Annotated in this window: 17 protein-coding genes, 1 tRNA gene and 1 pseudogene; 13 read left to right on the top strand and 6 right to left on the bottom strand. The window is 47.0% G+C overall.

Annotated features, from left to right (window positions below):
* Position 1: 1 nt before the first annotated feature.
* Genes ACKI3C_RS08480 through ACKI3C_RS08470 form a run of 3 tightly spaced genes read left to right on the top strand, consistent with a single transcriptional unit; the run spans position 2 to position 3,323 of the window.
* Entirely contained in the window at positions 2–1,489 is a 1,488-nt protein-coding gene (locus ACKI3C_RS08480) for an MBOAT family O-acyltransferase (RefSeq protein ID WP_407404001.1), read from the top strand.
* A 40-nt stretch (positions 1,490–1,529) separates the two neighbouring features.
* A complete protein-coding gene (locus ACKI3C_RS08475; RefSeq protein WP_407403999.1) occupies positions 1,530–2,630 on the top strand; it encodes an AAA family ATPase in 1,101 nt (366 codons plus the stop codon).
* A gap of 6 nt (positions 2,631–2,636) precedes the next feature.
* Positions 2,637–3,323 (top strand): dockerin type I domain-containing protein, encoded by a 687-nt coding sequence (locus ACKI3C_RS08470; protein ID WP_407404077.1) that lies wholly within the window; start codon positions 2,637–2,639, stop codon positions 3,321–3,323.
* A 108-nt stretch (positions 3,324–3,431) separates the two neighbouring features.
* Here the strand turns inward: ACKI3C_RS08470 and clpB are convergent, their stop codons facing one another.
* Positions 3,432–6,020 carry an ATP-dependent chaperone ClpB gene (gene clpB / locus ACKI3C_RS08465; RefSeq protein WP_407403997.1) on the bottom strand — a complete coding sequence of 863 codons (2,589 nt, stop codon included), beginning with the start codon at positions 6,018–6,020 and terminating at the stop codon, positions 3,432–3,434.
* 135 nt (positions 6,021–6,155) lie between these two features.
* Positions 6,156–6,971 carry a polysaccharide biosynthesis/export family protein gene (locus ACKI3C_RS08460; protein WP_407403995.1) on the bottom strand — a complete coding sequence of 272 codons (816 nt, stop codon included), beginning with the start codon at positions 6,969–6,971 and terminating at the stop codon, positions 6,156–6,158.
* A gap of 254 nt (positions 6,972–7,225) precedes the next feature.
* On the opposite strand from ACKI3C_RS08460, the gene ACKI3C_RS08455 reads away from it, so the two are divergent.
* The 5 genes from ACKI3C_RS08455 (at position 7,226) to ACKI3C_RS08435 (ending at position 9,915) form a co-directional block, all read left to right on the top strand.
* Positions 7,226–7,720 carry a uracil-DNA glycosylase family protein gene (locus tag ACKI3C_RS08455; RefSeq protein WP_407403993.1) on the top strand — a complete coding sequence of 165 codons (495 nt, stop codon included), beginning with the start codon at positions 7,226–7,228 and terminating at the stop codon, positions 7,718–7,720.
* Positions 7,721–7,834: 114 nt separating this feature from the next.
* Positions 7,835–8,509: a DedA family protein gene (locus tag ACKI3C_RS08450; protein ID WP_407404075.1), complete on the top strand. Its 675-nt coding sequence runs from the start codon at positions 7,835–7,837 to the stop codon at positions 8,507–8,509.
* Positions 8,506–9,150 (top strand): ribulose-phosphate 3-epimerase, encoded by a 645-nt coding sequence (gene rpe, locus ACKI3C_RS08445; protein ID WP_407403991.1) that lies wholly within the window; start codon positions 8,506–8,508, stop codon positions 9,148–9,150. Before ACKI3C_RS08450 ends, rpe begins: the two co-directional genes overlap by 4 nt.
* A gap of 5 nt (positions 9,151–9,155) precedes the next feature.
* Positions 9,156–9,716, top strand: a complete 561-nt coding sequence (locus ACKI3C_RS08440; RefSeq protein WP_407403989.1) for an isochorismatase family protein — start codon at positions 9,156–9,158, stop codon at positions 9,714–9,716.
* Positions 9,717–9,830: 114 nt separating this feature from the next.
* Positions 9,831–9,915, top strand: a tRNA-Ser gene (locus ACKI3C_RS08435).
* A gap of 222 nt (positions 9,916–10,137) precedes the next feature.
* Here the strand turns inward: ACKI3C_RS08435 and ACKI3C_RS08430 are convergent.
* Positions 10,138–12,294 carry an elongation factor G gene (locus ACKI3C_RS08430; RefSeq protein WP_407403987.1) on the bottom strand — a complete coding sequence of 719 codons (2,157 nt, stop codon included), beginning with the start codon at positions 12,292–12,294 and terminating at the stop codon, positions 10,138–10,140.
* A 198-nt stretch (positions 12,295–12,492) separates the two neighbouring features.
* Between ACKI3C_RS08430 and hemW the strand changes: the two genes are divergently transcribed.
* The gene (hemW, locus tag ACKI3C_RS08425; protein WP_407403985.1) at positions 12,493–13,608 is read left to right on the top strand and encodes a radical SAM family heme chaperone HemW; all 1,116 of its coding nucleotides are present in this window, start codon (positions 12,493–12,495) and stop codon (positions 13,606–13,608) included.
* A gap of 2 nt (positions 13,609–13,610) precedes the next feature.
* Here hemW and ACKI3C_RS08420 read toward each other — a convergent pair whose 3' ends face one another.
* Entirely contained in the window at positions 13,611–14,714 is a 1,104-nt protein-coding gene (locus ACKI3C_RS08420; protein WP_407403983.1) for a hypothetical protein, read from the bottom strand.
* Positions 14,715–14,884: 170 nt separating this feature from the next.
* Between ACKI3C_RS08420 and ACKI3C_RS08415 the strand changes: the two genes are divergently transcribed.
* The 4 genes from ACKI3C_RS08415 (at position 14,885) to trxA (ending at position 22,100) form a co-directional block, all read left to right on the top strand.
* On the top strand, positions 14,885–16,063 hold the full coding sequence (locus ACKI3C_RS08415; protein ID WP_407403981.1) for a BamA/TamA family outer membrane protein: 1,179 nt from the start codon (positions 14,885–14,887) through the stop codon (positions 16,061–16,063).
* Positions 16,050–17,759, top strand: coding sequence for a sulfatase-like hydrolase/transferase (locus ACKI3C_RS08410; protein WP_407403979.1), 1,710 nt, complete (start codon positions 16,050–16,052; stop codon positions 17,757–17,759). Before ACKI3C_RS08415 ends, ACKI3C_RS08410 begins: the two co-directional genes overlap by 14 nt.
* A gap of 199 nt (positions 17,760–17,958) precedes the next feature.
* Positions 17,959–21,759 (top strand): DNA polymerase III subunit alpha, encoded by a 3,801-nt coding sequence (dnaE, locus tag ACKI3C_RS08405; protein ID WP_407403977.1) that lies wholly within the window; start codon positions 17,959–17,961, stop codon positions 21,757–21,759.
* A 20-nt stretch (positions 21,760–21,779) separates the two neighbouring features.
* Positions 21,780–22,100 (top strand): thioredoxin, encoded by a 321-nt coding sequence (gene trxA, locus ACKI3C_RS08400; RefSeq protein WP_407403975.1) that lies wholly within the window; start codon positions 21,780–21,782, stop codon positions 22,098–22,100.
* 199 nt (positions 22,101–22,299) lie between these two features.
* Here the strand turns inward: trxA and ACKI3C_RS08395 are convergent.
* Positions 22,300–23,754, bottom strand: a pseudogene (locus tag ACKI3C_RS08395) (transposase).
* A gap of 474 nt (positions 23,755–24,228) precedes the next feature.
* On the bottom strand, positions 24,229–24,565 hold a 337-nt coding region (locus ACKI3C_RS08390; protein WP_407403973.1), incomplete at its 5' end, for a PD-(D/E)XK nuclease domain-containing protein.

The following is a 24,565-nucleotide window of genomic DNA, read 5'->3' as shown; positions in this document are numbered from 1 at the left end:
AATGGCAGAATATAGTTTTAGTCTCTCGACATTGTGGTACAACATAGTGCAGCAGCTCAGTTACAACCCGCAGGAACCTCTCATGTTCTCTAGCGGATTGTTCTGGGTGCTCATTATAATTTTCTTGCCCATATATTCCTTGGTGAAGTCTCGCCGCACGATGATGGCAATATTTGTGACATTGTTCAGCCTTTTCTTTTTCTATAAGTCTAGCGGGTTGTGCTTTTTCTTCTTACTGGCCACATCGGTTGTCGATTGGGCGCTAGCGCAGTATATAGACAAGTGCAAGAAAAGGGCAATGCGCAAGTTGGCGTTGGCAGTATCATTGCTATGCTCGGTGGGAATGTTGGTGTATTTTAAATATGCTAACTTCTTGCTGTTCAATTTCGATGCCATTGTAGGACGCAATTTCCAGCCGCTTGACATCATATTGCCTGTGGGCATTTCGTTCTACACATTCAGGACTGTCAGTTATGTTGTGGATGTGTATAACAAGAAAATACCGGCCACAACCAGCTTGCTTGACTATGTGTTTTTCTTGTCCTTCTTCCCTTGCTTGATTGCAGGTCCTGTTGTAAGGGCATCGGAGTTCATGCCTCAACTGCACGAGAACAAAGCTCCCACGCGCGAACAAGTATATGGAGGCATGTGGCTAATTATGCTCGGCATTATCAAGAAGGCAGTCTTTGCCGATTATATTGCCCAGTATGTCAACATTGCCTATGGCAACCCCACTGGTTATAGCGGTGTGGAGTTGCTGATGGCTATTCTGGGATACTCGATGCAGATTTATTGTGACTTCTCGGGTTATAGCGACATGGCAATAGGTTTGGGCTCGATGATGGGCTTTAACCAGGGTGTCAACTTTGATTTCCCTTACAGATCACTAAATGTAACCGAATTTTGGAGGCGCTGGCACATCTCCTTGTCATTCTGGCTGCGTGATTACATCTATATTTCAATGGGGGGTAACCGCAAGGGCAAGTTGAGGCAATATGTGAACCTGATGACCACGATGCTCGTGGGTGGCCTCTGGCATGGAGCAGCATGGAACTTCATCATTTGGGGCGCTGGCCATGGATTGGCACTGTGTGTTCACAAGTTCATGATGCCGTCGCTCAAGAAAATACCTGACAACATTGTGGTCAAGTTTATATCTTGGCTGTTGACATTCTCACTAGTGACATTGTTGTTTGTGTTCTTCCGTGCCGATAGTTTTGACACTGTGTGGGCAATGCTGTGTGGCACTGTCACTCGCTTTGACGTGGCCTATTTCCCCGTATTCTTAAAGGTGAGATATACATGGTGCGCACTCATGATTATCATCTTTGCAATGCATTTTGTCCCCAAGGATTTCTACGAGCGTGTGCGCACATGGTATATCAATAGTTGGTGGATATGTAAGTTTATCATCTTCTTGGTGGTCGTGCAACTGGTGATTGAATTCTCGTCGGCCGATGTGCAGCCGCTCATCTATGCGCAATTCTAAATCTTTAAACATTTTCCGAAAAATAAAACTAATAAATATAATGAGTAATATAACTAAAATCGTGCTTACCGGTGGTCCTTGTGCCGGAAAGACAACAGCATTGGTGAAAATCAATGAACACTTCAGTCAGTTGGGTTATAAGGTGTTTACCATTCCCGAGGTGCCCACTATGGTGACTCAGTCGGGGTGGAACTATCTGACTGACAACAAGGATTTCTACAAAGAAGGCGAGAAGATTATTCTTGAATTGCAGTTGGCACTCGAGGAGAAGATGATTCGTCTAGCCGAGACATGCACAGAACCTTGTATTGTGGTGTGTGACCGCGGTGCAATGGATATCTCGGCCTATATTTCCGATGAGATGTGGACCGAATTGACTAATGCATGCGGCACATCGACCGAGGTGCTGCGAGGCAACCATTATGACGCTGTATTGCACTTGGTATCGGCAGCCGATGGCGCTGAACAGTTCTACACCACTGCCAATAACGCTCAGCGCTATGAACAGGCCGACGAAGCCGGTCTTGCCATTGCCCGCTCGCTCGACAAGAAGATTGTCCAGGCGTGGACCGGACACCCTCGATTGCGTGTGATTAACAATGGAGAGGATTTCGACCGCAAGATGCAGCGCGTGATTAAGGAAATCAGTGCAGTGCTCGGATTGCCGCAGCCCATCGAGAACGAGCGTAAGTATATCGTTGAGGTGATAGGGGAGTTGCCCGAGTGCATGGAAAGCGAGATCACCCAGACCTATCTTGTGGCAGAGCCCGGCTGTGAGGTGCGTATTCGCAAGCGTGTGACTAACGGTGTAGTCACCAATATCCACACAACTCGACGCAAGATATCTGATCAAGAGGAACTTGTGACAGAACGCCACGTGGGAAACAGTCTGTATGAAACGATGCTTCAACAAGCCGACCCCTATCGTCGCACAATACGTAAAAACCGCAAGTCGTTTATCTGGAAAGGTCAGTTCTTTGAACTTGACACCTACAAGGCTCCTGTTAGCGACCTTATTATCCTTGAAACCAAGGGTATCGCTTGCCACGAGGACCTGAAACTTCCTCCCTTTATTCGCATTGTCGAGGATATCACGGGCAATACCGACTATTTTAATATTAACTTGGCGTTAAAGAAGTAAATCGTGATGCGTGTATTTTTGAAGTGTGCAGTTATTGCGTTGCTTGCGGTGTTGCCTTGTGCATCATGGGCCGGAGAGTCCACGCTGGTTGAGTTCAACTTGTCGAGTTATGATGATTGGTATTATAACCGTAGCGATGTTGAACTGAACGCTGAAAGTATTAGTCACCAGCGTGTTAAACTATTTCGTACAAGCAACGGCATAGATTTGACGCTCACTTCACCTGTGTTTGATTGCAATGACCTGGACTCCATTGCCGTAGATGTTGAGTATGTAGTTACCCAGGGTGTTGAAAACTATGCGAAACTGCCGTTGACTATTATGTTCATTGATGAAGAGTCAACCGTGGGGACGGTAACGCAAGGAGTGGAAAAGAACAGTTTGGTTAATCAGCTTTCTGCATCGTTCACCGTCGCGGCATCACAAAGCAAGGGCCAAATAAGACTCATGGCGCTCAAGGCCGATACGGGAAGCAATGCGTCGGTGCGTTCAGTAGTTGTCACTGGCTTCAGCCATAATCTGACGGGGGATGTAAATGGCGACGGCGTGGTTGACATCACTGATGTTAATGCGTTGGTTAATGCCATTGCTGCTGGCGTGTCGGCTGAAAAAAATACTGACGTGAATGGTGACGGCGTGACTGACATCACAGATGTGAACGCGGTAATCAACATGTTGCTTCTAGGTAGATGAACATTGTTTTGACATAGGGTTCCCATTTAAGGAACGAATAAAATAAACAGCCATACTGTTTTAGTCTATAAGGACTTGGCAGTATGGCTGTTTTATAGTTGGGAATTATCAGTTCAAGAACACCAGACCAGCGGAAGTGTGGTCGATGGTGATGGGGGTGTTGCGGTTTATCCTCATAGCAATGATATCTTGGCTCAAGCGGTTGAGGACTAGGTCTTGTATCGCTCTCTTGACGGGACGTGCTCCGAACTCGGGGTCGTAACCCTCGTTTGCTATGTAGTTGACGGCAGCTGGGGTGAAGGTGATGTCAATGCCGTTTTTCTTGAGCATGCGTGCTATGCCGTCGAGCTGCAGTTTCACTATCGCTTGTATCTCGGTGAGATTGAGCGGAGTGAACATGATGGTCTCATCGATGCGGTTCAAGAACTCGGGGCGGATGGTTTTCTTCAACATTTCGAACACCTCGTTGCGCGTGGTATCGATGACTTGCTGCTTGTTGCTTTCATTGATTGTAGCAAACTGCTCGCGTATGTAGTTAGAACCCAAGTTTGAGGTCATGATGATGATAGTGTTCTTGAAGTTGACGGTGCGGCCCTTGTTGTCGGTGAGGCGTCCGTCATCGAGCACTTGAAGCAAGGTATTGAACACGTCGGGGTGAGCCTTCTCTATCACGTCGAAGAGCACCACGCTGTAAGGTTTGCGTCTCACAGCCTCGGTGAGTTGCCCGCCTTCTTCATAGCCCACATATCCCGGAGGAGGACCTATGAGTCGGGTGACCGAGAATTTCTCCTGGTATTCGCTCATGTCGATGCGTGTCATCATGTTGTCGTCGTTGAACATATAGTCGGCAAGAGCCTTTGCAAGTTCGGTCTTTCCCACACCGGTGGTGCCGAGGAAAATAAACGACCCGATGGGGCGCTTGGGATCATTGAGTCCGGCACGACTGCGACGCACGGCGTTGGCAATAGCAGCAATGGCTTCGTCTTGTCCCACTACTCGCTTGTGCAGTTCACTTTCAAGGTTGAGCAGTTTCTCTTGCTCGCTCTTGAGCATCTTGGTGACGGGTATCCCGGTCCAGCGAGCCACGATGCCAGCAATGTCGTCGGCATCAACTTCCTCCTTGATTACACCTTTTTCGCCCTGCAGATGCTTGAGTTGGTCTTGAAGTGCGGCGTTCTCTTCCTGCTTCTTGGTGATGAGCGAGTAACGTATCTCGGCCACACGGGCATAGTCTCCGTTCTGCTCGGCCTTTTGAGCCTGGAAGTTTAGGGACTCGATGTCGATTTTGTTTTGCTGAATAGTGTTGATGATTTCCTTTTCGCTCTTCCACTTGACCTTGAACTCGTTTTCGGTCTCTTTGAGTTGAGAAATCTGCGAGTTAAGCTCATTGATGCGTTCTTCATTGCCGTCGCGCTTAATCGCCTCACGCTCAATTTCAAGTTGGGTAATCTTGCGTGATATCTCGTCGATGTGCTGCGGCACACTGTCCATCTCGATGCGCAGCTTGGCTGCTGCCTCGTCGATGAGGTCTATCGCTTTGTCGGGCAGGAAGCGGTCGTTGATGTATCGCTGGCTCAGTTCCACGGCAGTGATGATGGCATCGTCCTTGATGCGCACCTTGTGGTGATTCTCATAACGTTCTTTCAGTCCTCTCAGGATTGCAATGGCGTTTTCTTCATTAGGTTCATCAACCATCACCACTTGGAAACGTCGTTCGAGTGCCTTATCTTTTTCAAAGTATTTTTGGTACTCATCGAGAGTTGTAGCGCCTATGCTACGCAGGTCTCCGCGTGCAAGCGCAGGCTTGAGGATGTTGGCTGCATCCATAGCTCCGCTCGACTTGCCAGCGCCCACAAGGGTGTGTATCTCGTCGATGAAAAGTATGATGTCGCCTTGTGCCTGAACCACTTCGTTGACCACGGCTTTGAGCCTTTCTTCAAATTCACCTTGGTATTTTGCTCCGGCAATGAGTGCTCCCATGTCGAGAGAGAAAACCTGCTTGTTCTTGAGCTGCTCGGGTACATCGCCGCGTGTGATGCGTTGCGCCAGTCCTTCAACGATAGCCGTCTTTCCGGTTCCTGGTTCGCCTATCAGGATGGGGTTGTTCTTGGTGCGTCGGCTCAGGATCTGCAACACACGTCTTATCTCGTCATCGCGACCTATCACAGGATCGAGTTTGCCTGCACGTGCACGCTCATTGAGGTTAATTGCATATTTTGCAAGTGCATTATATTGTTCCTCTGCGCCTTGTGCAGTAGCTGTTTTTCCCTTGCGTAGTTCGAGGATAGCTGCTTTGAGTCCGTTTTGTGTGACTCCAGCATCTTTCAACGCCTTGGATGCAGGTGATTCTACCGAAAGCAGTGCATAAAGCAGAGCTTCAATGGTCACATATTGGTCACCGCTGTCCTGTGCAAATGCAAGTGCATTGTTGAAAACCTGGTTCAACCGGTTGCTGATGTAGGTATCGCCGCCCGACACCTGTGGCAGCTTCTTGATTTCGTTGTCGAGGTTGTTTACTATGTGTTGGGGAGATGCTTCAAGTTTCTGGAGCATGTAACGGGTCACAGCATCATCTCTAGTTATCATCGTGTAAAGAAGATGCTCGGGTTCTACACTCTGGTGGTGCAGTGTGCGTGCTAATTGTGCTGACTGCTCAATCAGTTCTTGGCTTTTGATTGTAAAGTTGTTGAAATTCATGTGTATTTATTCTTTTAGTTTTGATATTGAAGAGCAACAAGCATTCCATGTGACAATATGTGTCGCTGTGGTGTCAATATGGCACAAAAAAAGTGCGGCAAGTGACTGCCGCACAGTAATATTGACACGTTATCCTTACTTTTTAGAGAGGGTGATAACGAAAGTTACGATAGAGATAAGAGTGCCGATTGAGCTGGTAGTTAAGGCAAGTGCAGGCGGAACGTTCCATGCCGAACGAGCCTTGCTGGCATTGGGCTCAACGTAGATGCAGTCATTTTGCTGCAGGTAGAAGTCGGGCGAAACAATGATGTTTGGGTCGTTGAGATTAACGCTCTTCACTTGGCGTGAACCATCGGCATTAGTGCGGATGATCATGATATTGTCGCGTTTGCCTTTGATAGTAAGGTCGCCAGCCATTGCCACTGCTTCCAGCACATTGAGACGTCCGTTGCTAGACTTGATTACGCCAGGACTGTTAAACTCGCCCAGGGCATATACCTTGAAATTCTGAATGCGTATTTCCACACCGGGCTTGATGGTTAAGTACTTGGGATAGATGAGTGAAGCGATGTGTGACTCGGTTGCCGATTTAGACATGCCGCCCACGTGGATCTTGCCGAGCATGGGGAACTCAATGTCGCCATTATTGTCGATGAGGTAATAGTAGAGTGAATTTTCGGCATTGTTATTGATGCTCGATGAACCAGAAGAAGCCTGAGCAATGTATTGCACCTTGTTGAAAGGTTTCACGGCTTCCTCGTCGGGACCAGAAACGTTGATTTGCAGCATGTCACCAGGCATGAGCACAGGGTCGGTTGCTTGGGCAGCGTTTTTGAGAACATCTTGGGGTAACTTAGTGGCGTCGATCATGTAGGGGACATCCTTGGTTGTTGTGCAACTAACAAAAGCCATTGCTGCACAAGCTGCGAGTAGTAGTGATTTGATTTTCATATTGGGAAAAATGATGTTATTAATATCTTTATATTGCTTTGTTTTGCAAAATTAATAAAATTAAACAAGAATGAGAATAATTATTGTGAAAAACATTGCCATGATGCAATGAAAATGCTTATATTTGTACTATGAAGCAAGTGAAAGAATACAATACTGGTGTAATCGAGCCACATCCATGGCCGCCGTTCATATCTGCCAATGCCTGTTTATTGATGCTAGGCACGTTTCCGCCTAAACCTAACAGATGGTCAATGGCCTTTTATTATCCTAACAAGATAAATGACATGTGGCGCATTATGGGACTCGTTTTTCATGACGACCGCGATTATTTTTGGATTAAGGACGAACAAAGATTTGACGAGGACAAGATAAAGCAATTCCTGGCCGAGAAGGGTATCGCTTTGTGGGATACTGGCATGAAGGTGCGTCGGCTCAAAGATAATGCCAGTGACAAATTTCTGGAAATAGTTGAACCCATAGATTTGTCTAAACTCCTTGACGAACATCCCACTATCCATGCCGTTGTTACTGCTGGCGAGAAAGCGACAGGCGTGGTGGCAGATATCGCCGGGTGCACGGCGCCGGTGATGGGACAATGCGTGCAGTGTAAGGTTAATGACAGGATGTTTAGTTTTTACCGAATGCCGTCATCGTCGCGGGCCTATCCAATGTCGATTGCTGATAAAGCGGAGTTTTATCGACGAATGTTCCACAACGAGGGGCTGCTCGTTTCGTCATTTCAGTAATTTATATTAATTTTGCAGTCCAGAACGTAATATTTATAGACAATGAATTCAAAACTGAAGATAGTATTAAGTGTGATAGCACTCATTGCCATTGGTGTGGGGTGCTTTATTTTCATGAAGGATGTTGACCTTAGTGCCAGGGGACTCTATGACTGGTACGAGGAAAACATGAACTATGGTGTGATTACCCTGCTCATGGCAATCGAGAGTTCCATTATACCGCTTCCCAGTGAGGTGGTTGTGCCTCCTGCTGCCTATATCGCCCTGTCAGAAAACAGCGAACTGAACATTTGGCTGGTGATACTGTTTGCTACCGTCGGTGCTACATTAGGGGCATTAGTAAATTATGGTGTATCAATGGTTATAGGCCGACAGCTTGTGTTTGGCTTTGCCGACAGCAAGATAGGTCACATGCTCATGCTTAACTCCCAAAAGATGGAATATGCCGAGTCTTATTTTCAACGCAAGGGCGCGATATCGATTTTCTTAGGGCGACTGCTTCCCGCTGTTAGACACTTGATTTCGATTCCTGCAGGACTTGCTCGCATGAATGTGGCGAAATTCCTGGGCTACACATTTGTGGGCGCTGCGTTATGGAACTTCGTGCTTGCTGGCATGGGATATCTGTTACATCGAACAGTAGGTAATAAGAGCGAGTTGTTTGATGCACTGGAACACTATAACGGATATGTGAAGGCCGTGGGATATTTTTTGATTCTTCTCATTGCGATATACATATTTTATAAGTATAAGAAAAACAAGCAAGCCTCTAAAGATAACACAAAATGATAGTTTCACCATCTTTGCTCTCGGCCGACTTTGCACACCTGGCCGATGATATAGAAATGCTAAATGCCAGCGAGGCACAATGGATTCACTTGGATATCATGGACGGTGTGTTCGTGCCTAACATTTCGTTTGGTTTTCCTGTCATCAAGTCAATTCAAGGACTAGCTCGCAAGGTGCTTGATGCTCACCTGATGATTGTTGACCCTATCAAGTATGTTGACCGCGTGCGTGATTGCGGGGCCCAGGTCATGACTGTGCACTACGAGGCATGCGAGGACATCAATGCCACGATTAATGCAATAAAGCAAGCGGGAATGAAAGCTGGCGTGTCAATCAAGCCTGCAACACCGCTTGACGTGCTTGACGGTTTGCTCAATGATATCGATTTGGTCTTAATCATGTCGGTTAATCCTGGCTTCGGTGGGCAGAAGTTTATGCCGGAGTCTATCGAACGCGTCTTAGCGCTCAAGTCAATGATTAAGGATGCCGGAGCTGATGTGATTATCGAGGTAGATGGCGGCGTCAACGAGACAACTGGTGCGCAACTCGCTCAGGCCGGTGCCGATGCACTAGTGGCCGGAAGCTACGTTTTTGCGGCCCCGAGTCCCGAACAAGCAATTATAACTCTAAAAAATCTGTAAATAAAATGGCAAAGATATTGATATGCGTTGACTGCCAGTATGATTTCATTGAGGGTGGCAATCTTCCTGTAGATGGCGGCACCCAGGCACTTGATTATCTGGCACGTTATGTGGCTGATCATTCTAACGAATATGATTGTGTGGTGATGACACTGGATTGGCATCCGGGAAACCATTGCTCTTTCACCGAGAACGGAGGCATCTGGCCTAACCATTGTGTGCGTTATACCCGTGGTGCTTCAATATATGATCCGCTCGCGAAAGCACTGCCAGTTGAGAAAACTGTCTTTTTTGAGAAGGGTTGCAAAGTAGACAAGGATGAATATTCATTTCTGGGCAACCGCAAGAATGTAAACCGATTTGCAGACATCATTGATTCGTTGCGGCCTGATGCCATCGACGTGTGTGGCATAGCTGGCGACGTGTGTGTGATGAACACAATCAAGGATTTGCTGTCGTTGGAATCGTTGCCTTGCATCAATGTCATCATGCCTGCGGTGGCGAGTCTCAACGACGACACGTTTGCCCAGTTTGTAGCCGAGCAGCACATGAACATTGTGAGATAAAAATGGTTGCATTGTTATTTTGTTGATTATTTTTCGTAAAATCGTTGCTCCACTCATAAATTTTATGTAATTTTGCACCGCAATAGGGGATTGATACCTTATTAGCATGACTTTGGAAAGATGCCGGAGTGGTCGATCGGGGCGGTCTCGAAAACCGTTGTACCTTCGGGTACCGTGGGTTCGAATCCCTCTCTTTCCGCTGTAGAGGACTGGTTCTCATTGAACTGGTCCTTTTTTTTTATTTGACTAGCATGAACGAAATGGTGTTCATAACCGTGACATTGCAGGGTGTCGCGACAAGCCTTTGTTTGCATTGCTGTTGTGTAAAATAGCAGTGAGGTGAACATGAAAGTAGGAGATAAACACCTGTGACTGGTGTTTACCTCCTACTAGATGATAGAGGAATTTATCCTGAAAGATATTAATCTTCGTTGTTTGCTTCTTCGTAAGCCTTGAGGAGTTTCTCCTGTACATCGGCGGGAACGAGTTCGTAAGAAGCGAACTTCATGCTGAACGATGCACGGCCACCAGAGATAGAGCTGAGAGCGGTTGAGTAGCTAGCCATCTCTTTCAAAGGTATCTTAGCCTTGATGCGCTCAAGACCGTTGCTTGATGACATATCCATCATGATACCACGGCGTCCCTGAAGGTCGCTCTGTACACCACCCATAGCGTCGCTGGGGAGAAGAATCTCAACATCGTAAACGGGCTCGAGAACCTTGGGGTTAGCAGCCTTGAATGCCTCGCTGAATGCGTGGCGAGCAGCAAGTACGAATGAGATTTCATTACTATCTACCGGGTGCATCTTACCGTCGTAGATGCAAACGCGCACGTCGCGAGCATATGAACCGGTGAGGGGACCTTGCTCCATGCGGTCCTTGATACCCTTAACGATAGCGGGGATGAAACGTGCGTCGATAGCACCACCCACGATACAGTTGTAGATAACGAGCATGCCGCCCCAATCCATGGGAATCTCCTGCTTGTCCTTGATGTTCATCTTGAACTCCTGGTTGCCGAAACGGTAAACATCGGGATCGGGATCGCCTTCGCGGAAGGGTTCTACGATCAGGTGAACCTCACCGAACTGACCAGAACCACCTGACTGCTTCTTGTGACGATAGTCGGCACGTGCAGCCTTGGTGATAGTCTCGCGATAAGGAATCTTGGGCTCGATGTACTCTACCATGAGCTTCTCGTTGTTCTCGAGACGCCACTTGAGTGTGCGCAGGTGGAATTCGCCCTGACCAGAGATGATGGTCTGCTTGAGTTCCTTAGACTGCTCGATGAGCCATGTGGGATCCTCCTCGTGCATGCGGTTGAGCAGTGAACCGAGTTTCTCGATCTCGCTCTCGTTGAGGGGCTTGATAGCGCGCTGATACTTGGGAGCGGGATATTCGATATAGTCAAACATGTTCTCGCAGCCCTTGTCGTTAAGGGTGTTGCCACGACGAACGTCTTTGAGCTTAACGGTTGCAGCGATATCACCAGCGTGAACCTCGTCAACGGTCTGCTTGTTCTGACCGCAAACAACGTTGATCTGAGCGATACGCTCCTTGCTACCGCGGTTAGCGTTATTAAGGTCTGTACCAACCTTGAGTGTACCTGACATTACCTTGAAGTAAGAAACCTCACCAATGTGGGGCTCGATAGTGGTCTTGAAGAAGAACAGGCTAACGGGGCCGTTGGCATCGGGCTTAACTTCTTCGCCCTCGGTGTTAGGTATGCCCGGCATGTCGCAGGGAGAGGGAACGATATTAGCAAGAACCTCGAGCATGCGGTCAACGCCCATGTTCTTCTCACCGCTGACGCAGATGACGGGGATGATGCTGCAAGAAGCGATGCCCTTGAGCAGACCTTCCATTGTCTCTTCCTCGTTGAGTTCCATTTCCTCGAAGAACTTCTCCATCAGAGCGTCGTCGCTACCAGCAGCAGCCTCCATGAGTTCAGCCTTGAGCTCCTCAGCCTTGTCGGCTGCAGATGCATCAATGTCGCTTACAGTTGCCTTACCGCCGTCGGGGCCATAAGTGTACTGCTTCATGGTCAGGAGGTCAACGATAGAGTTGAAGCCGGTTCCGCTAGTCACGGGGAACTGAATGGGAACAACCTTGTTGCCAAACGCTTCCTTCAACTGGCTGAGCACGTTGTCAAAGTCGCTCTTCTCAGCCTCAAGCTTGTTAATGGCCATAATGAGGGGCTTGTTCAAGCCTGATACTGTGCGGTATTGGTTCTGAGTACCAACCTCAACACCATACTGACCGTCAACGAGCATAAGGGCAGCGTCGGTTACATTAAGAGCTGTAACAACATTGCCTGCGAAGTCGTCCATACCCGGGCAATCGATGAAGTTGATCTTCTTGCCAGCTCTTTCAGCATAGAGCAGAGTTGAGAATACTGAATAACCGTACTCTTTCTCTACGGGGAAATAGTCGCACACTGTGTTGCCATCGGTAACTTTACCGCGACGGTTAACAACACCACACTCAAAAAGGATAGACTCGGCCAGTGTGGTCTTACCCGAGCCCTTACCACCAATCAGTGAGACATTCTTGATCTCATTGCTTTTGTAAACTTTCATGTACTGTATTAGTGAAATTTAAAATGTTTATTGTTTACAGTTTATTGTTCGCAAAGCCGTGAACTCGACTTGTTGAGTCCACTTTGCCTTTTGAGTGTACAAATTTAATAAAACAATATGAAATAAACTAGGTAATTTTGAAAAAATCGCATTTTATTTATACTTTTGTAACAAAAAAATGCGATAAACCCTATTATTATGGCTGGAATCTATGTTCATATCCCGTTTTGCAAGCAACGATGCGCCTATTGCGATTTCTACTCGACGGTGCAGCATCACCTCGTTGGCTCATATGTTGAGGCAGTGGTTGCCGAGGCCCGCATGCGGCAAATTGAGGGGGAAATAAAGACTCTGTATCTGGGTGGCGGAACTCCCTCTCAACTGCCAGTGCAGCATCTGTGCAGTCTTGTTGACGGCTTGAGGCATGCCCTCGACTTGTCGCATGTCGATGAATTCACGGTGGAGGTGAATCCCGACGACGTGTCGCATGAGTTTGCCGCGTCTTTGGCCGGCATGGGTGTGAACCGAGTGAGCATGGGTGTGCAGAGTTTCATTGACGAGGAACTTGCGGTTATCAACCGCCGTCATGATGCGCGGGGTGCGCTGGATGCGATTCAAGCATTGCGTGGTGCGGGCATTACCAACATAAGCATTGACCTTATCTATGGATTGCCCGGGCAGACGATGATGTCGTGGCAAAAAACTTTGGGTACTGCATTGGCAGTCAGACCTCAACACATATCGGCTTACAATCTCAGCTATGAGCGAGGAACAAGGTTATGGCTGATGCGTGAGCGTGGCGAGGTGGTCGAGGCCGACGACAAGACCTGTGTGGAGATGTATGACCTGCTCACATCAATGCTTGGTGAGGCGGGGTATGAGCACTATGAAATATCTAACTTCGGCCTGCCAGGCTTCCATTCTAGGCACAACTCGTCTTACTGGGACTTCACACCTTACATGGGGCTAGGTGCTTCGGCCCACAGCTTCGACGGGAAGAACAGGTCTTATAACCCGCCGTCGTTGACCGATTATATTAATTGTGTTTCCTCGGGAAAGTTGCCAGGTGTGGTCGAGGAAGCAGAGTTGTGGGAGCAATATGACGAAATGGTGATGGTTGCTTTAAGAACCTCGCGAGGCTTGCTGCTAAAAGATGTGGCACGCAGGTTTGGCGACAAAGCATTGAAGCACTTATTGTCAAATGCTAAACAATATTTTGATAATGGTCAGCTCGTTTGCAGTAATGGACGCATTTCTATTCCCGAGGCATCATTCATGATGAGCGATGGCATAATCAGGGACTTGATGTGGTGATGTCAATGTCCTGTGCTGAGCACCTTGGAAAACCTCAACTGACTCTTTAATACCGGGTATTTAACGGTAAGTATGACACTATTTTCAATGGTCGCCTGTATATCTTCACTTAAACGCTCGAATGTTGAGTCAATCCATGTGGCTCGGAACACTCCGTTAAACATCGTTTTGCTCAATGTGCCTTTAAGCATGAATGGACGCCATGATGTTTGGTTGGTCTTTGCTCCCTCTATATAGATAATGTCATATCCTTGGTTTTCGTTGGCAACTAGGGCTAGGGTATAAGTCCCTCCCATTCTTACCCATTTGTCTTCTAGGTCACGATCCAGATAGACCCAATATCCCTCGATGGGGTCGGTCGATCGCATGAAGTGCTTGTCGAGTTTATCCTTATCCCACTTGGTGCTTATCTTGACGGTTTTGTCATTGCTGAACGAGGCCATTGTGCGCTCGATGGAGAGTTGTGTTCCGGGACCAGCCACTATCCCCGCGTGGTTGTATTGATTGCTGCGTTCCACATTAGCTTTGAGCACCTGCTGCGGTTTCTTGCGCCCCATGGAAACTGTGATTGTGTTGCCAGTGAGTGTAGCGTTGAGCACGTTAGCCTTGTCGTAGAGATCAATGCCTTTGTCAAGTGTTGCTGTTGCAATGGTTGTGTAGCCAGTGCTAGTGTATTTGGTCAGCGACAATTTCAGAGTGCGTTCGCTTGTTATGTCGTTGTGCTTGCTGCTGTTGTCGCTTACACATTCCACTACTATCATATCTCCGCTGGGTGTAATGTCTAATGCAATGCCCCACATGGGCTTATTGATTAAGACCGTCGATCCGTTGTCGCTTTTCACTTTTGCAGTCTTTCCTGGTCGATTGTTGGGCAGGGATAGTTTTACTGTGTAGCTGTAATCATGGGGCAGGGCAATGGAATCGAGCAACACAAGTTGCTCGTTGCTGGCATTGTTCACTTCTAGCGTGCCTTTGTCGCTAATTGTGAAGGCTTGCTTGTTGCACGACAACGATACAAACTTGTTGCCCTTGTGCGAAATTCTTGTAGTGGCGCAAGAAGCTATGCTTATAAGCAATGCGAGGATGGATAAGAAATAACGTGTCATAAATCTCGTGAAATAATCGTTTGCAAAATTAAGTCATTTTCGGGGCTATTGCAAAAAAAACAGTGATAATGCCTCAATTATCGCTATAAGTTTTCAATAGTAATGCCTTAAAATTTTAATTTGTGCCGATTTTTGAGTAACTTTGCACAAATTTTATGTGTTATAGACTAATGAAAAGAATTAAAAATTTAGTTTTACTGTCGTTACTTGCAGTTGCTTCAACAGTAAACGCTCAAGATGCTCCGAGCCCGCAGGTTGAGCCCACAGTAGAAAATACTGACACGGTGGCCAAGCATCGCAACATCATTCAGAAGATTGTTGATTATGTTAATGATAAGGATAATAGTTCGCTAGAAAAGAAAGGATTGAGCTGGAGTTTCATTGGCGGTCCTTACTATTCATCAGACGTGAAGTTTGGTGTCGCAATCACTGGTACTGCCAACTATCGCTTAAAGGGGTGTGATCCTTCTATGCAGCCGTCATTTGCCTCGGCCTATGCCACGATTTCAACCAAAGGTTTCTGGACAGTGGGTATGGAAGGCACTACTTTCTTTGCCCAGGACAAGAGCCGTCTTAACTATGAGATGTCGTTTGCTTATGCACCCCGCAACTTCTGGGGAATGGGATATGAGGCAGGCAGCATTGACTCGATGTCGGTTAACCTCAAACAGAATGAGGCGCGTGTCCACTTGGAGTATGTGATGAAATTGATGCCCAATTTCTTTATTGGTCCGTCGGCCGAGTGGATTTATGATAAGGCAGGCACAATGGAGCGTCCCGAATTGCTTGCAGGTCAAGACCGTGTAGTGCGGAACTATGGACTTGGATTCACTGTCCAGTATGACTCGCGCGATTTGATTACTAATGCGTCTCGTGGCGTTTATGTTCACCTGAACACTATGTTTAAACCCAAGTTTATGTGGAACAAATATGCTTTCACGACAGTGGATTTCACTACGAGCTACTATCACACCGCATGGCGTGACGCTATTATTGCCGGCCAAGTGTGCACAAAGTTCAACTTTGGCAATCCGTCATGGGCAAGCATGGCTCTCTTGGGCGGCAACGAGATGATGCGTGGTTATTACAAGGGACGTTTCCGCGACAAGCACATGGCATCGGCTCAGGTGGAGCTGCGTCAGCACATTTGGCGTCGCAACGGTGTCGTGGTGTGGGGCGGTATAGGCAACGTGTTTCACGACGGTGAATCATTCAAGAAGCACTGGTTGCCCAACTACGGTATCGGTTACCGTTGGGAGTTCCGCAAGAGAATGAATATCAGATTAGATCTTGGATTTGGCAAGCATGGTCAGTCGGGCGTAATTTTTTCAATGAATGAAGCTTTTTAAAAAACTTAAAGGATTGTTTTTGAGCCAGAAACTGATGTTCTGGCTTTATTTGGGCATGCTTGTTCTGCCCAACATAATGATGTTTTTTACCGAGTCGACCGGAACGCTCACACGTGTCGTCCAGATTGTGTTGCCACTGGCTATCTACTGGTTTGCGATGACTCTTAACGGCAAGCCCGGCAAGATGTTCTGGTGGTTGTTCTTGCTCATCTTCATCGATGCTTTCCAGGTGGTTCTGCTATATCTCTTCGGTGAGTCGCCCATTGCGGTGGATATGTTCCTCAACGTCACCACGACCAACGTCACCGAGGTTGACGAGTTGCTGGGCAACCTCATTCCCGCTGTTGCATTTGTGTTTGTTCTCTATGGCGGCGGCATTATCTTGTCGTTTGTGTCGATAAAGAACAAAGAGGTGCTCACATCAGTATTTAGAAAATTCCAACGCAAGTGTGCAATGTGTATCATGGCTATTGCTGTGGTATTGCTCGGTGTAAATTTCTTCATCGACAAGAATTTTGTTTTCCAGGACGACCTTTTCCCATTCAATGGGTGTTATAACTTTGGATTGAGCGTGCAGCGTTTCGTTAAGGGCAATAATTACCTTGAAACCGCGCAGAAGTTCACTTATAACGCTCATTCAGAGCGTCCTGATTCGGTATCGGAAGTCTATGTGCTTGTCATCGGCGAGACGGTGAGGGCAACTAATATGGGAATATGCGGTTATGAACGCAACACCACGCCCGGGCTCTCGGCAATGGGCAGCAAGATTGCTGTATTCAAGGACGCTATCACCATGTCTAACACTACCCACAAGAGTGTGCCGTTGCTGCTTTCGCCTGTGGCTAGCGAGAAATTTGACAGCCTTTACACGCAGCGTGGCATCTTCACCGTGTTTAACGAGGCTGGTTACAAAACTGCGTTCTTGAGCAATCAAGCGCGCAATCACTCGTTTATCGACAACCTGGGCAGCGAGGCACAGGATGTTGTGTTTGCGCAAGACAACACTACCGTGGGCAATGTGCTCAATGATGACGTGTTGCTAGGTCTTTTTAACCAGCGAATCAAGCAATACAAGGGCGGCAAGATGTTTATTGTGCTGCACTGCTATGGGTCACACTTCAAATACACCGACAGGTATTCTGACACCGAGCGAACATTCACCCCCGACGAGATTCCGTCGGCCAAGGCAGAACATCGTCCTAATATTATCAACGCCTATGATAACACTATCGTGAAAACCGATAAGTTCTTGACAGAAATCATGTCGCGTCTTGACTCGCTTCATGTGCCGTCGGCCTTGATATTCACAAGCGACCATGGCGAGGATATCTTTGACGACGAGCGTGGGCGCTTCCTGCATGCTTCGCCCATACCCACTTATTACCAGCTGCACGTGCCGCTCGTGGTGTGGGGTTCTGATGCTTACCGCACACAGTATGCAGCTAAATGGGAAACTCTGCAATCAAATACTTGTAAATCCGTGTCAACCAGTATGGTCGTATTCCACACCTTGCTTGACCTGGCTGGCGTCAAGGCAAAGCATTACGTGCCCGAGCATGCTGTGAGCAATGAGGCGTTCAAAGTTACTCCTCGCATGTATGTCAACGACCACAACGAGTTCCGCACGATGGATAATGCCGGACTCAAGAAACTCGACGTGGAGCAAATGAGCAAGCGACACATGATGTATCCATGACATTTGATACCCTGCGCATTACGATGGTTTAGAAGATAAAACCGCGGACACGGGCTTCAAGCATGTGCCCGCGGTTTTCGGTATTTTATAGCACAATCTTCGCTAGTGTTGATAACTTTTACTGTCTTTTGTTTGATTAAGTATTGTTTTTTGTGTAACTTTACAAACTGAATTATTTACAAAAGACACATAGATATATATGATACCATTTGTACATTTACATGTTCACTCTCAATATTCAATCCTGGACGGTATGTCATCTATCCCCAAGATGGTAGATAAGGCCGTTGCTAACGGGATGAAGGGCATGGCGCTTACCGATCATGGCAATATGTTCGGAATCAAGGAATTTTTTGACTACTGCGGGAAAATTAATAAAGGTAGGAAAAAAGAGGGGTTAGAACCGTTTAAACCGATTTTTGGTTGTGAAATGTATGTCGCAAGGCACAACAAGGAGGACATGGTGGCTGCTAATGGCGACCGTGGCGGTAACCACTTGATTGTGCTTGCCAAGAATTTCAATGGCTATAAAAATCTTATCAAGCTGGTTTCTAGGGCTTGGACTGATGGCTTTTATGGCCGTCCCCGTACCGACCATAAAGACCTGATGGAGTTTCATGAGGATCTAATTGTGAGTGCAGCTTGCTTGGCAGGCGAGCCTCACGAATACATTCGCCGAGCTTTGCGTTTGGGCAGGTATGCCAACGAACCTCTCACTCCCGAAGAGCTTTTCCAAAAGGCTGATGATGCGGTGAAATGGTATAAGGATTTGTTTGGCGAGGATTATTACATGGAATTGATGCGCCACAAGGTGACAAATCCCAGTATTCTCGCTAATCGCGAGACCTACGAGGAGCAGATTGCGATTGAACCATACCTGATCAAGCTTGCTCGCAAATATGACATCAAGATCATCTGCACTAACGATTCTCACTTTGTGGATGAAGATAACGCCGAGGCTCATGATCACCTGCTTTGTCTTTCCACAGGCAAGGACTTGAATGATCCTAACCGCATGCGTTATTCTAAACAAGAATGGTTCAAGACGCAGGAAGAGATGAATGAAATCTTTGCCGACATTCCTGAAGCTCTCAGCAACACGCTTGAAATCATCGACAAGGTTGAAACCTACGATATTGACAGCAACCCCATCATGCCATTCTTCCCCATTCCCGAAGACTTCGGTACAGAAGAAGAATGGAGGCGCAAATATACGGAGGAAGACATTTTCAAGGAGTTTACTTCCGACGAAAATGGAATGAACCCCATGCCACGTGAAGAGGGCGAGGCCAAGATTAAGAAACTTGGTGGCTATGACAAACTCTACCGCATAAAGTTTGAAGCCGACTATCTTGCAAAACTCGCTTACGAAGGAGCGCAAAGGATATATGGCTCGGGTACTTCTGACAACATCACCGCCGATAAGCTGATAGTTGGTTCTTATGGCATCCCAGCCGACGTAGAGGACCGAATAAGGTTTGAGCTCCACATCATGAAGACCATGGGTTTCCCTGGTTACTTCCTTATTGTGTCAGACTTTATCAACTCTGCTCGCGAGAAACTGGGTGTGTGGGTAGGTCCCGGTCGTGGATCTGCGGCAGGTTCGGTTGTTGCTTACTGCCTGGGTATTACCAAACTCGACCCATTGAAGTATGACTTGCTTTTTGAGCGTTTCCTCAACCCTGACCGTATCTCACTCCCCGATATCGATACCGATTTCGATGACGATGGACGTGGAAAAGTGTTGCAATGGGTAATGGATAAATATGGGCATGAGAATTGCGCCCACATCATTACTTACGGTACCATGGCGGCAAAGAACTCCCTCAAAGATGTTGCCAGGGTAGAGCAGGTGCCTCTGGGCGTTGTTAATGCCTGGTGCAAGGCGATGCCCGACAGACTGCCCGACGGCATGAAACCAAAGCTTGCCAATTATCTGAAGTGCACGCCAGAATTGCAGAATGCAGCGTCTTCGCCAACCGAAAATGAACGCAACACGATCACCTATGCGCAGATGCTTGAAGGAACCGTTCGCAATACGGGTATCCATGCTTGCGGATTCATCATCTGCCGCGACCCGATATCTGACCATGTTCCGGTGTCAACTGCCGACGACCCTGATTTCCCCGAACTCAAAACTGCTGTGACGCAGTATGACGGCCATGTGATTGAATCTACTGGCCTCATTAAGATGGACTTCTTGGGATTGAAAACCCTGTCGGAGATGAAGGAGTGCGTGAAGTTGGTTAAGAAGACGCTTGACATAGACGTGGATCTTGACCATATCCCTATTGATGATGAATTGACCTACAAACTGTATCAAGAGGGGCGCACGATAGGCACATTCCAGTTTGAGTCGGCTGGTATGCAGAAGTATCTGCGCGAGTTGCATCCCACTGTGTTTGAAGACCTTATTGCGATGAATGCGCTTTATCGTCCGGGACCTATGGATTATATTCCTTCATTTATCGCCCGTAAGAATGGCAACGAGCCCATCACTTACGATATCGACTGCATGGAGAAGTACCTTAAAGACACATACGGTATCACTGTCTATCAGGAGCAGGTGATGTTGCTGTCACGACAACTTGCTAATTTTACCCGCGGCCAGTCAGACGCACTGCGTAAGGCAATGGGTAAGAAGAAAAAGGATATCGTTGACCAGATGAAGCCTCTCTTTATCGAGGGTGGCAAGAAGAACGGCCATGACCCCGAGATCCTGAATAAGATCTGGGCCGACTGGGAAAAGTTTGCTTCTTATGCGTTCAACAAGTCGCATGCCGCATGTTATTCCTGGGTGGCTTACCAGACTGCTTATCTCAAAGCCCATTATCCGGCGCAGTTCCTTGCGGCACTAATGACTCGCCGCAAATCGGATATTAAGGAAATCTCAAAGCTGATGGATGAATGTAAGTCTATGGGCATACGTGTGCTGGGCCCCGACATTAACGAGTCATTTATCGATTTCTCTGTTAATGCAAAGGGTGAGATACGCTTTGGCCTAGGAGGTATCAAGGGCGTGGGCACCAGTGCCGTAGAAGCGGTTATCGCCGAACGCCAAAAGAGCGGTCCGTTCAAGGATATCTACGATGTGGTCGAGCGCGTTAACCTGAGCTCTTGCAACCGCAAGGCCATTGAGTCGTTTGCCTATGCTGGTGCATTTGATTGCTTTAACGAAATCAAGCGCGAGGATTTCTTTGAAAAGAATATCAAGAACGAGACTTTCAGCGAAGTTCTTGTCAGGTTCGGACAGAAATTCCAAGCTGGTTCCGATACTATGACAGGGTCGCTCTTTGGTGACCTGGAACCCATCGAGATTGCCAAGCCGCCCATCCCCAATGCTGAGCGATGGAACACCATGATTCTTCTGGACAAGGAGCGTGAACTGGTGGGTATGTATCTCTCGGCCCATCCGCTCGACGACTATTTCCTTGAGATGAAATATGGTTGCAATCTTGAACTTGCATCGCTTGAGGAAGTGCAGAAAGAATATGCCGAGACCGGCAAGCCCATCATCGTGGGTGGCATTGTCACCGAGTTTGCCTCGGGTATGACCAAGCGCGGGAACCAGTATGGCCGTCTCAAAGTAGAGGATTACAGCGGCTCCTTTGAGTTTATGCTCTTTGACAGGGATTATCTTGAGTTTGCCAAGTTTGGCCAAATCGGTCTTCCCGTTATTATAAATGGAGGATTCCAGAAGAGCAAGTTCAACGACAGGATAAGCTTTAAAATCAGATCCATCGACTTGCTCACAGAGAAAAAAGGCAAGATGGTGCATAGCATCAAGATTTATCTCAACGACGATGATATTTCGAAGATGAATGTCATCAAGGACATGATGACCGAGTCAACCGAGAATCGCTGCGACCTTTTCTTTTCTATTACCGACTGCCGCAACATGCGTTCGGTTGAATTAAAGTCAAAACTGAAGATACCATTGAGCAAGAAGGTCGTGGAAGCTCTTCAGGACTTGGATATGAAGTTTGAAATCAATGTTTAACAATTAAAAATAAGATTATTATGGCAATTCAATTTAATGACGAGAATCTCCAGCAGGCTATTGAAACTGGTCAGCCAGTAGTTGTTGACTGTTGGGCCGAGTGGTGCGGACCTTGCAAGAGCCTTGCACCCATCGTGGAAGAACTTGCTGCCGAGTATGAAGGCAAAGTGGTGATAGGCAAGTATGACATCGAGCAAGACGGCGATTTCCCCATGGACAACGGCGTGCACAGTATCCCCACAGTATTGTTCTTCAAGAACGGGCAGCGTGTTGACAAGCACAAGCACGTGGGCTTTGCAGCAAAAGACACCCTTAAAGCCAAAATCGACGCTCTCCTGTAAACACTCAACTATTCAGCAAAGTGATAATCTCACGCAGATTTCGTTCTGATAAAATGATAAGTTTATTTTTGCAGAAAAATCAGTGAAATCTGCGTGGGAAACTTCCAAAAAGAGAAATTCTTGGTGTGTAGTAACTTAAATGTAAACATTATGAGAAATTTGTTCTTACTATTAGTGACTCAACTTTAGCATTTGACTTTCACGCTGCCTCTGCACCTGTCAGATATGGATTAAAAAGCATTTTGAGGTGCTTGTTCCCATTGATGGCAGATGTCATCAGTTCTTCATAATCAGCAGATATCTGCTCGGCGATTGATGTGACAACCTCGATGATGAGCAGCCAGATTTTTTCCACGATTGATAGCTCTTTTGTTCCAGATGTTATATCCGCGAACAGCCCTCCGATGGTTTCATACGAGTCGAAGCGCTTAACGTATCCGAGTATGTTATACTGCAAGGCGCAGAGAGATATGCTAGCGATCTGTTCCGTGAAATTTCTTGCCTGGCATTTGCCGAGATTCAGTAGTCCTTTCATTTCTGCAAAGCATACCTCGATGCTCCATCTCATGGCATATATCTCGTATGCTTTGAAGAAGTCCAGGTCGGTATTGGTTGTAAGCAGCCCTTTCCAGTTTCCATGCTTGCCTCTGCGACAGAAGAAAAGCTTGACGGGAACGCCATCAAAAGTTACCTGCATCTCCCCGTAATAGCAATGAAGCTTCTTGCTGTACTTGATACCCTTTTTTATTCTCTTCAGCTTGTCTATGCAGCCCTTGGCCGTAAGTGCACCGTACGCCTTTGTATCGTACTTTGTGTTGCCCATCTTGATCATGCCAAGGAAGTGGCATTTGATGTGTCTGCGCATTATGAAGTGTACTAATTCCTTGCATGTGAACCAACTATCCACAAGCAGATAGTCAAACCTGATACCGCGCTTGATGGCGTTGCTTATCATTTCGCGCAGTCATGTATGCTTGTCAACCGTGTACTCATCAATCCTTTTCTGACCGCAGCTCTTCTCATCACGCTCCTTGGCATATCGCCTCTTGATCTGCTCTTTTGTCATACCTTGCGGCTTGTCTGGATTCTTGCCGTCTTCGCCATGCAGAGAATGGTCTAGGATAGTTTGTGTCTTGCCGTCTGTGCGAGCAAGAAAAAGTCCCTTGTATCCTAGGATGCTGCTATTCTTGACATGCGAATGGATACGGCCGATGAGTTCAATGTGAGTACCTGTCTTTGGCAAGTCTGTGTCATCTGCCACAAGACACACAGGATTGCCGATCTTTTTGTTGTCAGCACGGCAGGCAATGCGGTTTATCAACTGAAGATTTATCAGGTACATGATGTTGCGCCAGTTGATGTCGTCATTGCGCATGAAGCGGTAGAATGTGTCCTTCTCCAGATGAAATACCTTGCCTAGCGCAGAGCTGCTGTAGCTGTAGGCATCCTTTACCGCAAAGAAAGGAAACAGCAGAAGAAGATGCAGGATTTGGCTGGTGGTAAATTTGCAGTTATCGGCCTTCTCTATTCCTATCTTGCTTTTATGCAGTTTAAGGCTGTTCATTACGTCAGAAATGCGATTTATAGCCTTGTGGGCATTATTTTGCAGGAAAAATTCCTGTAGTTCTGAGAAAATTGTTGTATCTTTGTGCATAGCTAAGGAAGTTGTGTCTTGTTTTGTAGCTATTACAAAGATACACATTTTTAGGGATTTAACCTAAAATTCCTTGGCTTTTTTTATGCCCAGTTCCACTGTTTTTTTCAAATGCTAAAGTTGAGTAAAATAACAAGCCGAATCAACGGCAGGTGCATTTATATTCCTGTAGATAACTATTATGATTACAAGCTGGGATCTTACAGATGCTTTGAAGTCTGGACGCGTACTCTTTGGAGAAAAGAAAATCCGACTCGAGCATATGTGTTTGAATCCGCATACGATGTGGGTTGGGATATGATGAATTTAAGAGATGTTATAGATGCGCGTTGGTATGGATATAATATTCGTCCGGTCTATGTAGGTGATTAATACCGTTTTCACGACACGATTGACAATTAGTCCCAAATAAATAATAAATACAGGGTACGTTACTTAGTTGTAGCGTACCCTGTTTATATCAAGTAAATGGGATTAACCGATTATGTAGTCCTCGATGTTGCGGGTTTCACGGGAGATATTCATTCCGATGCGGATTATCTGCTGGCCGGTGAGGGCGAAGGGCAGGGGGTAATCTTTGCGCGAAATCTGGTCGAGGGCATCCTGGGCTGTGCCGTCAAACTTGAACTCAATGACATAGCAGTATTGCGGCGTCTGCAACACCATGTCGATGCGGCCATTGCTTGTGTGATACTCTGCCTGGACGTGCATGCCCAGGAGTTTGTGCAGCAGCCACACCTGATTCTGGTAATGGTTCTCGAGGTCCTTAATCAGTTCGTATGGCGTGTCGGCAAAGAGTGACTTGATGCGT

It is taken from the genome of Sodaliphilus sp. (genome assembly GCF_045598405.1).
Taxonomy (GTDB): domain Bacteria; phylum Bacteroidota; class Bacteroidia; order Bacteroidales; family Muribaculaceae; genus Sodaliphilus; species Sodaliphilus limicaballi.
The sequence above is the reverse complement of the archived record's forward strand: the minus strand, read 5'-3'. Positions and strand labels throughout refer to the sequence as shown.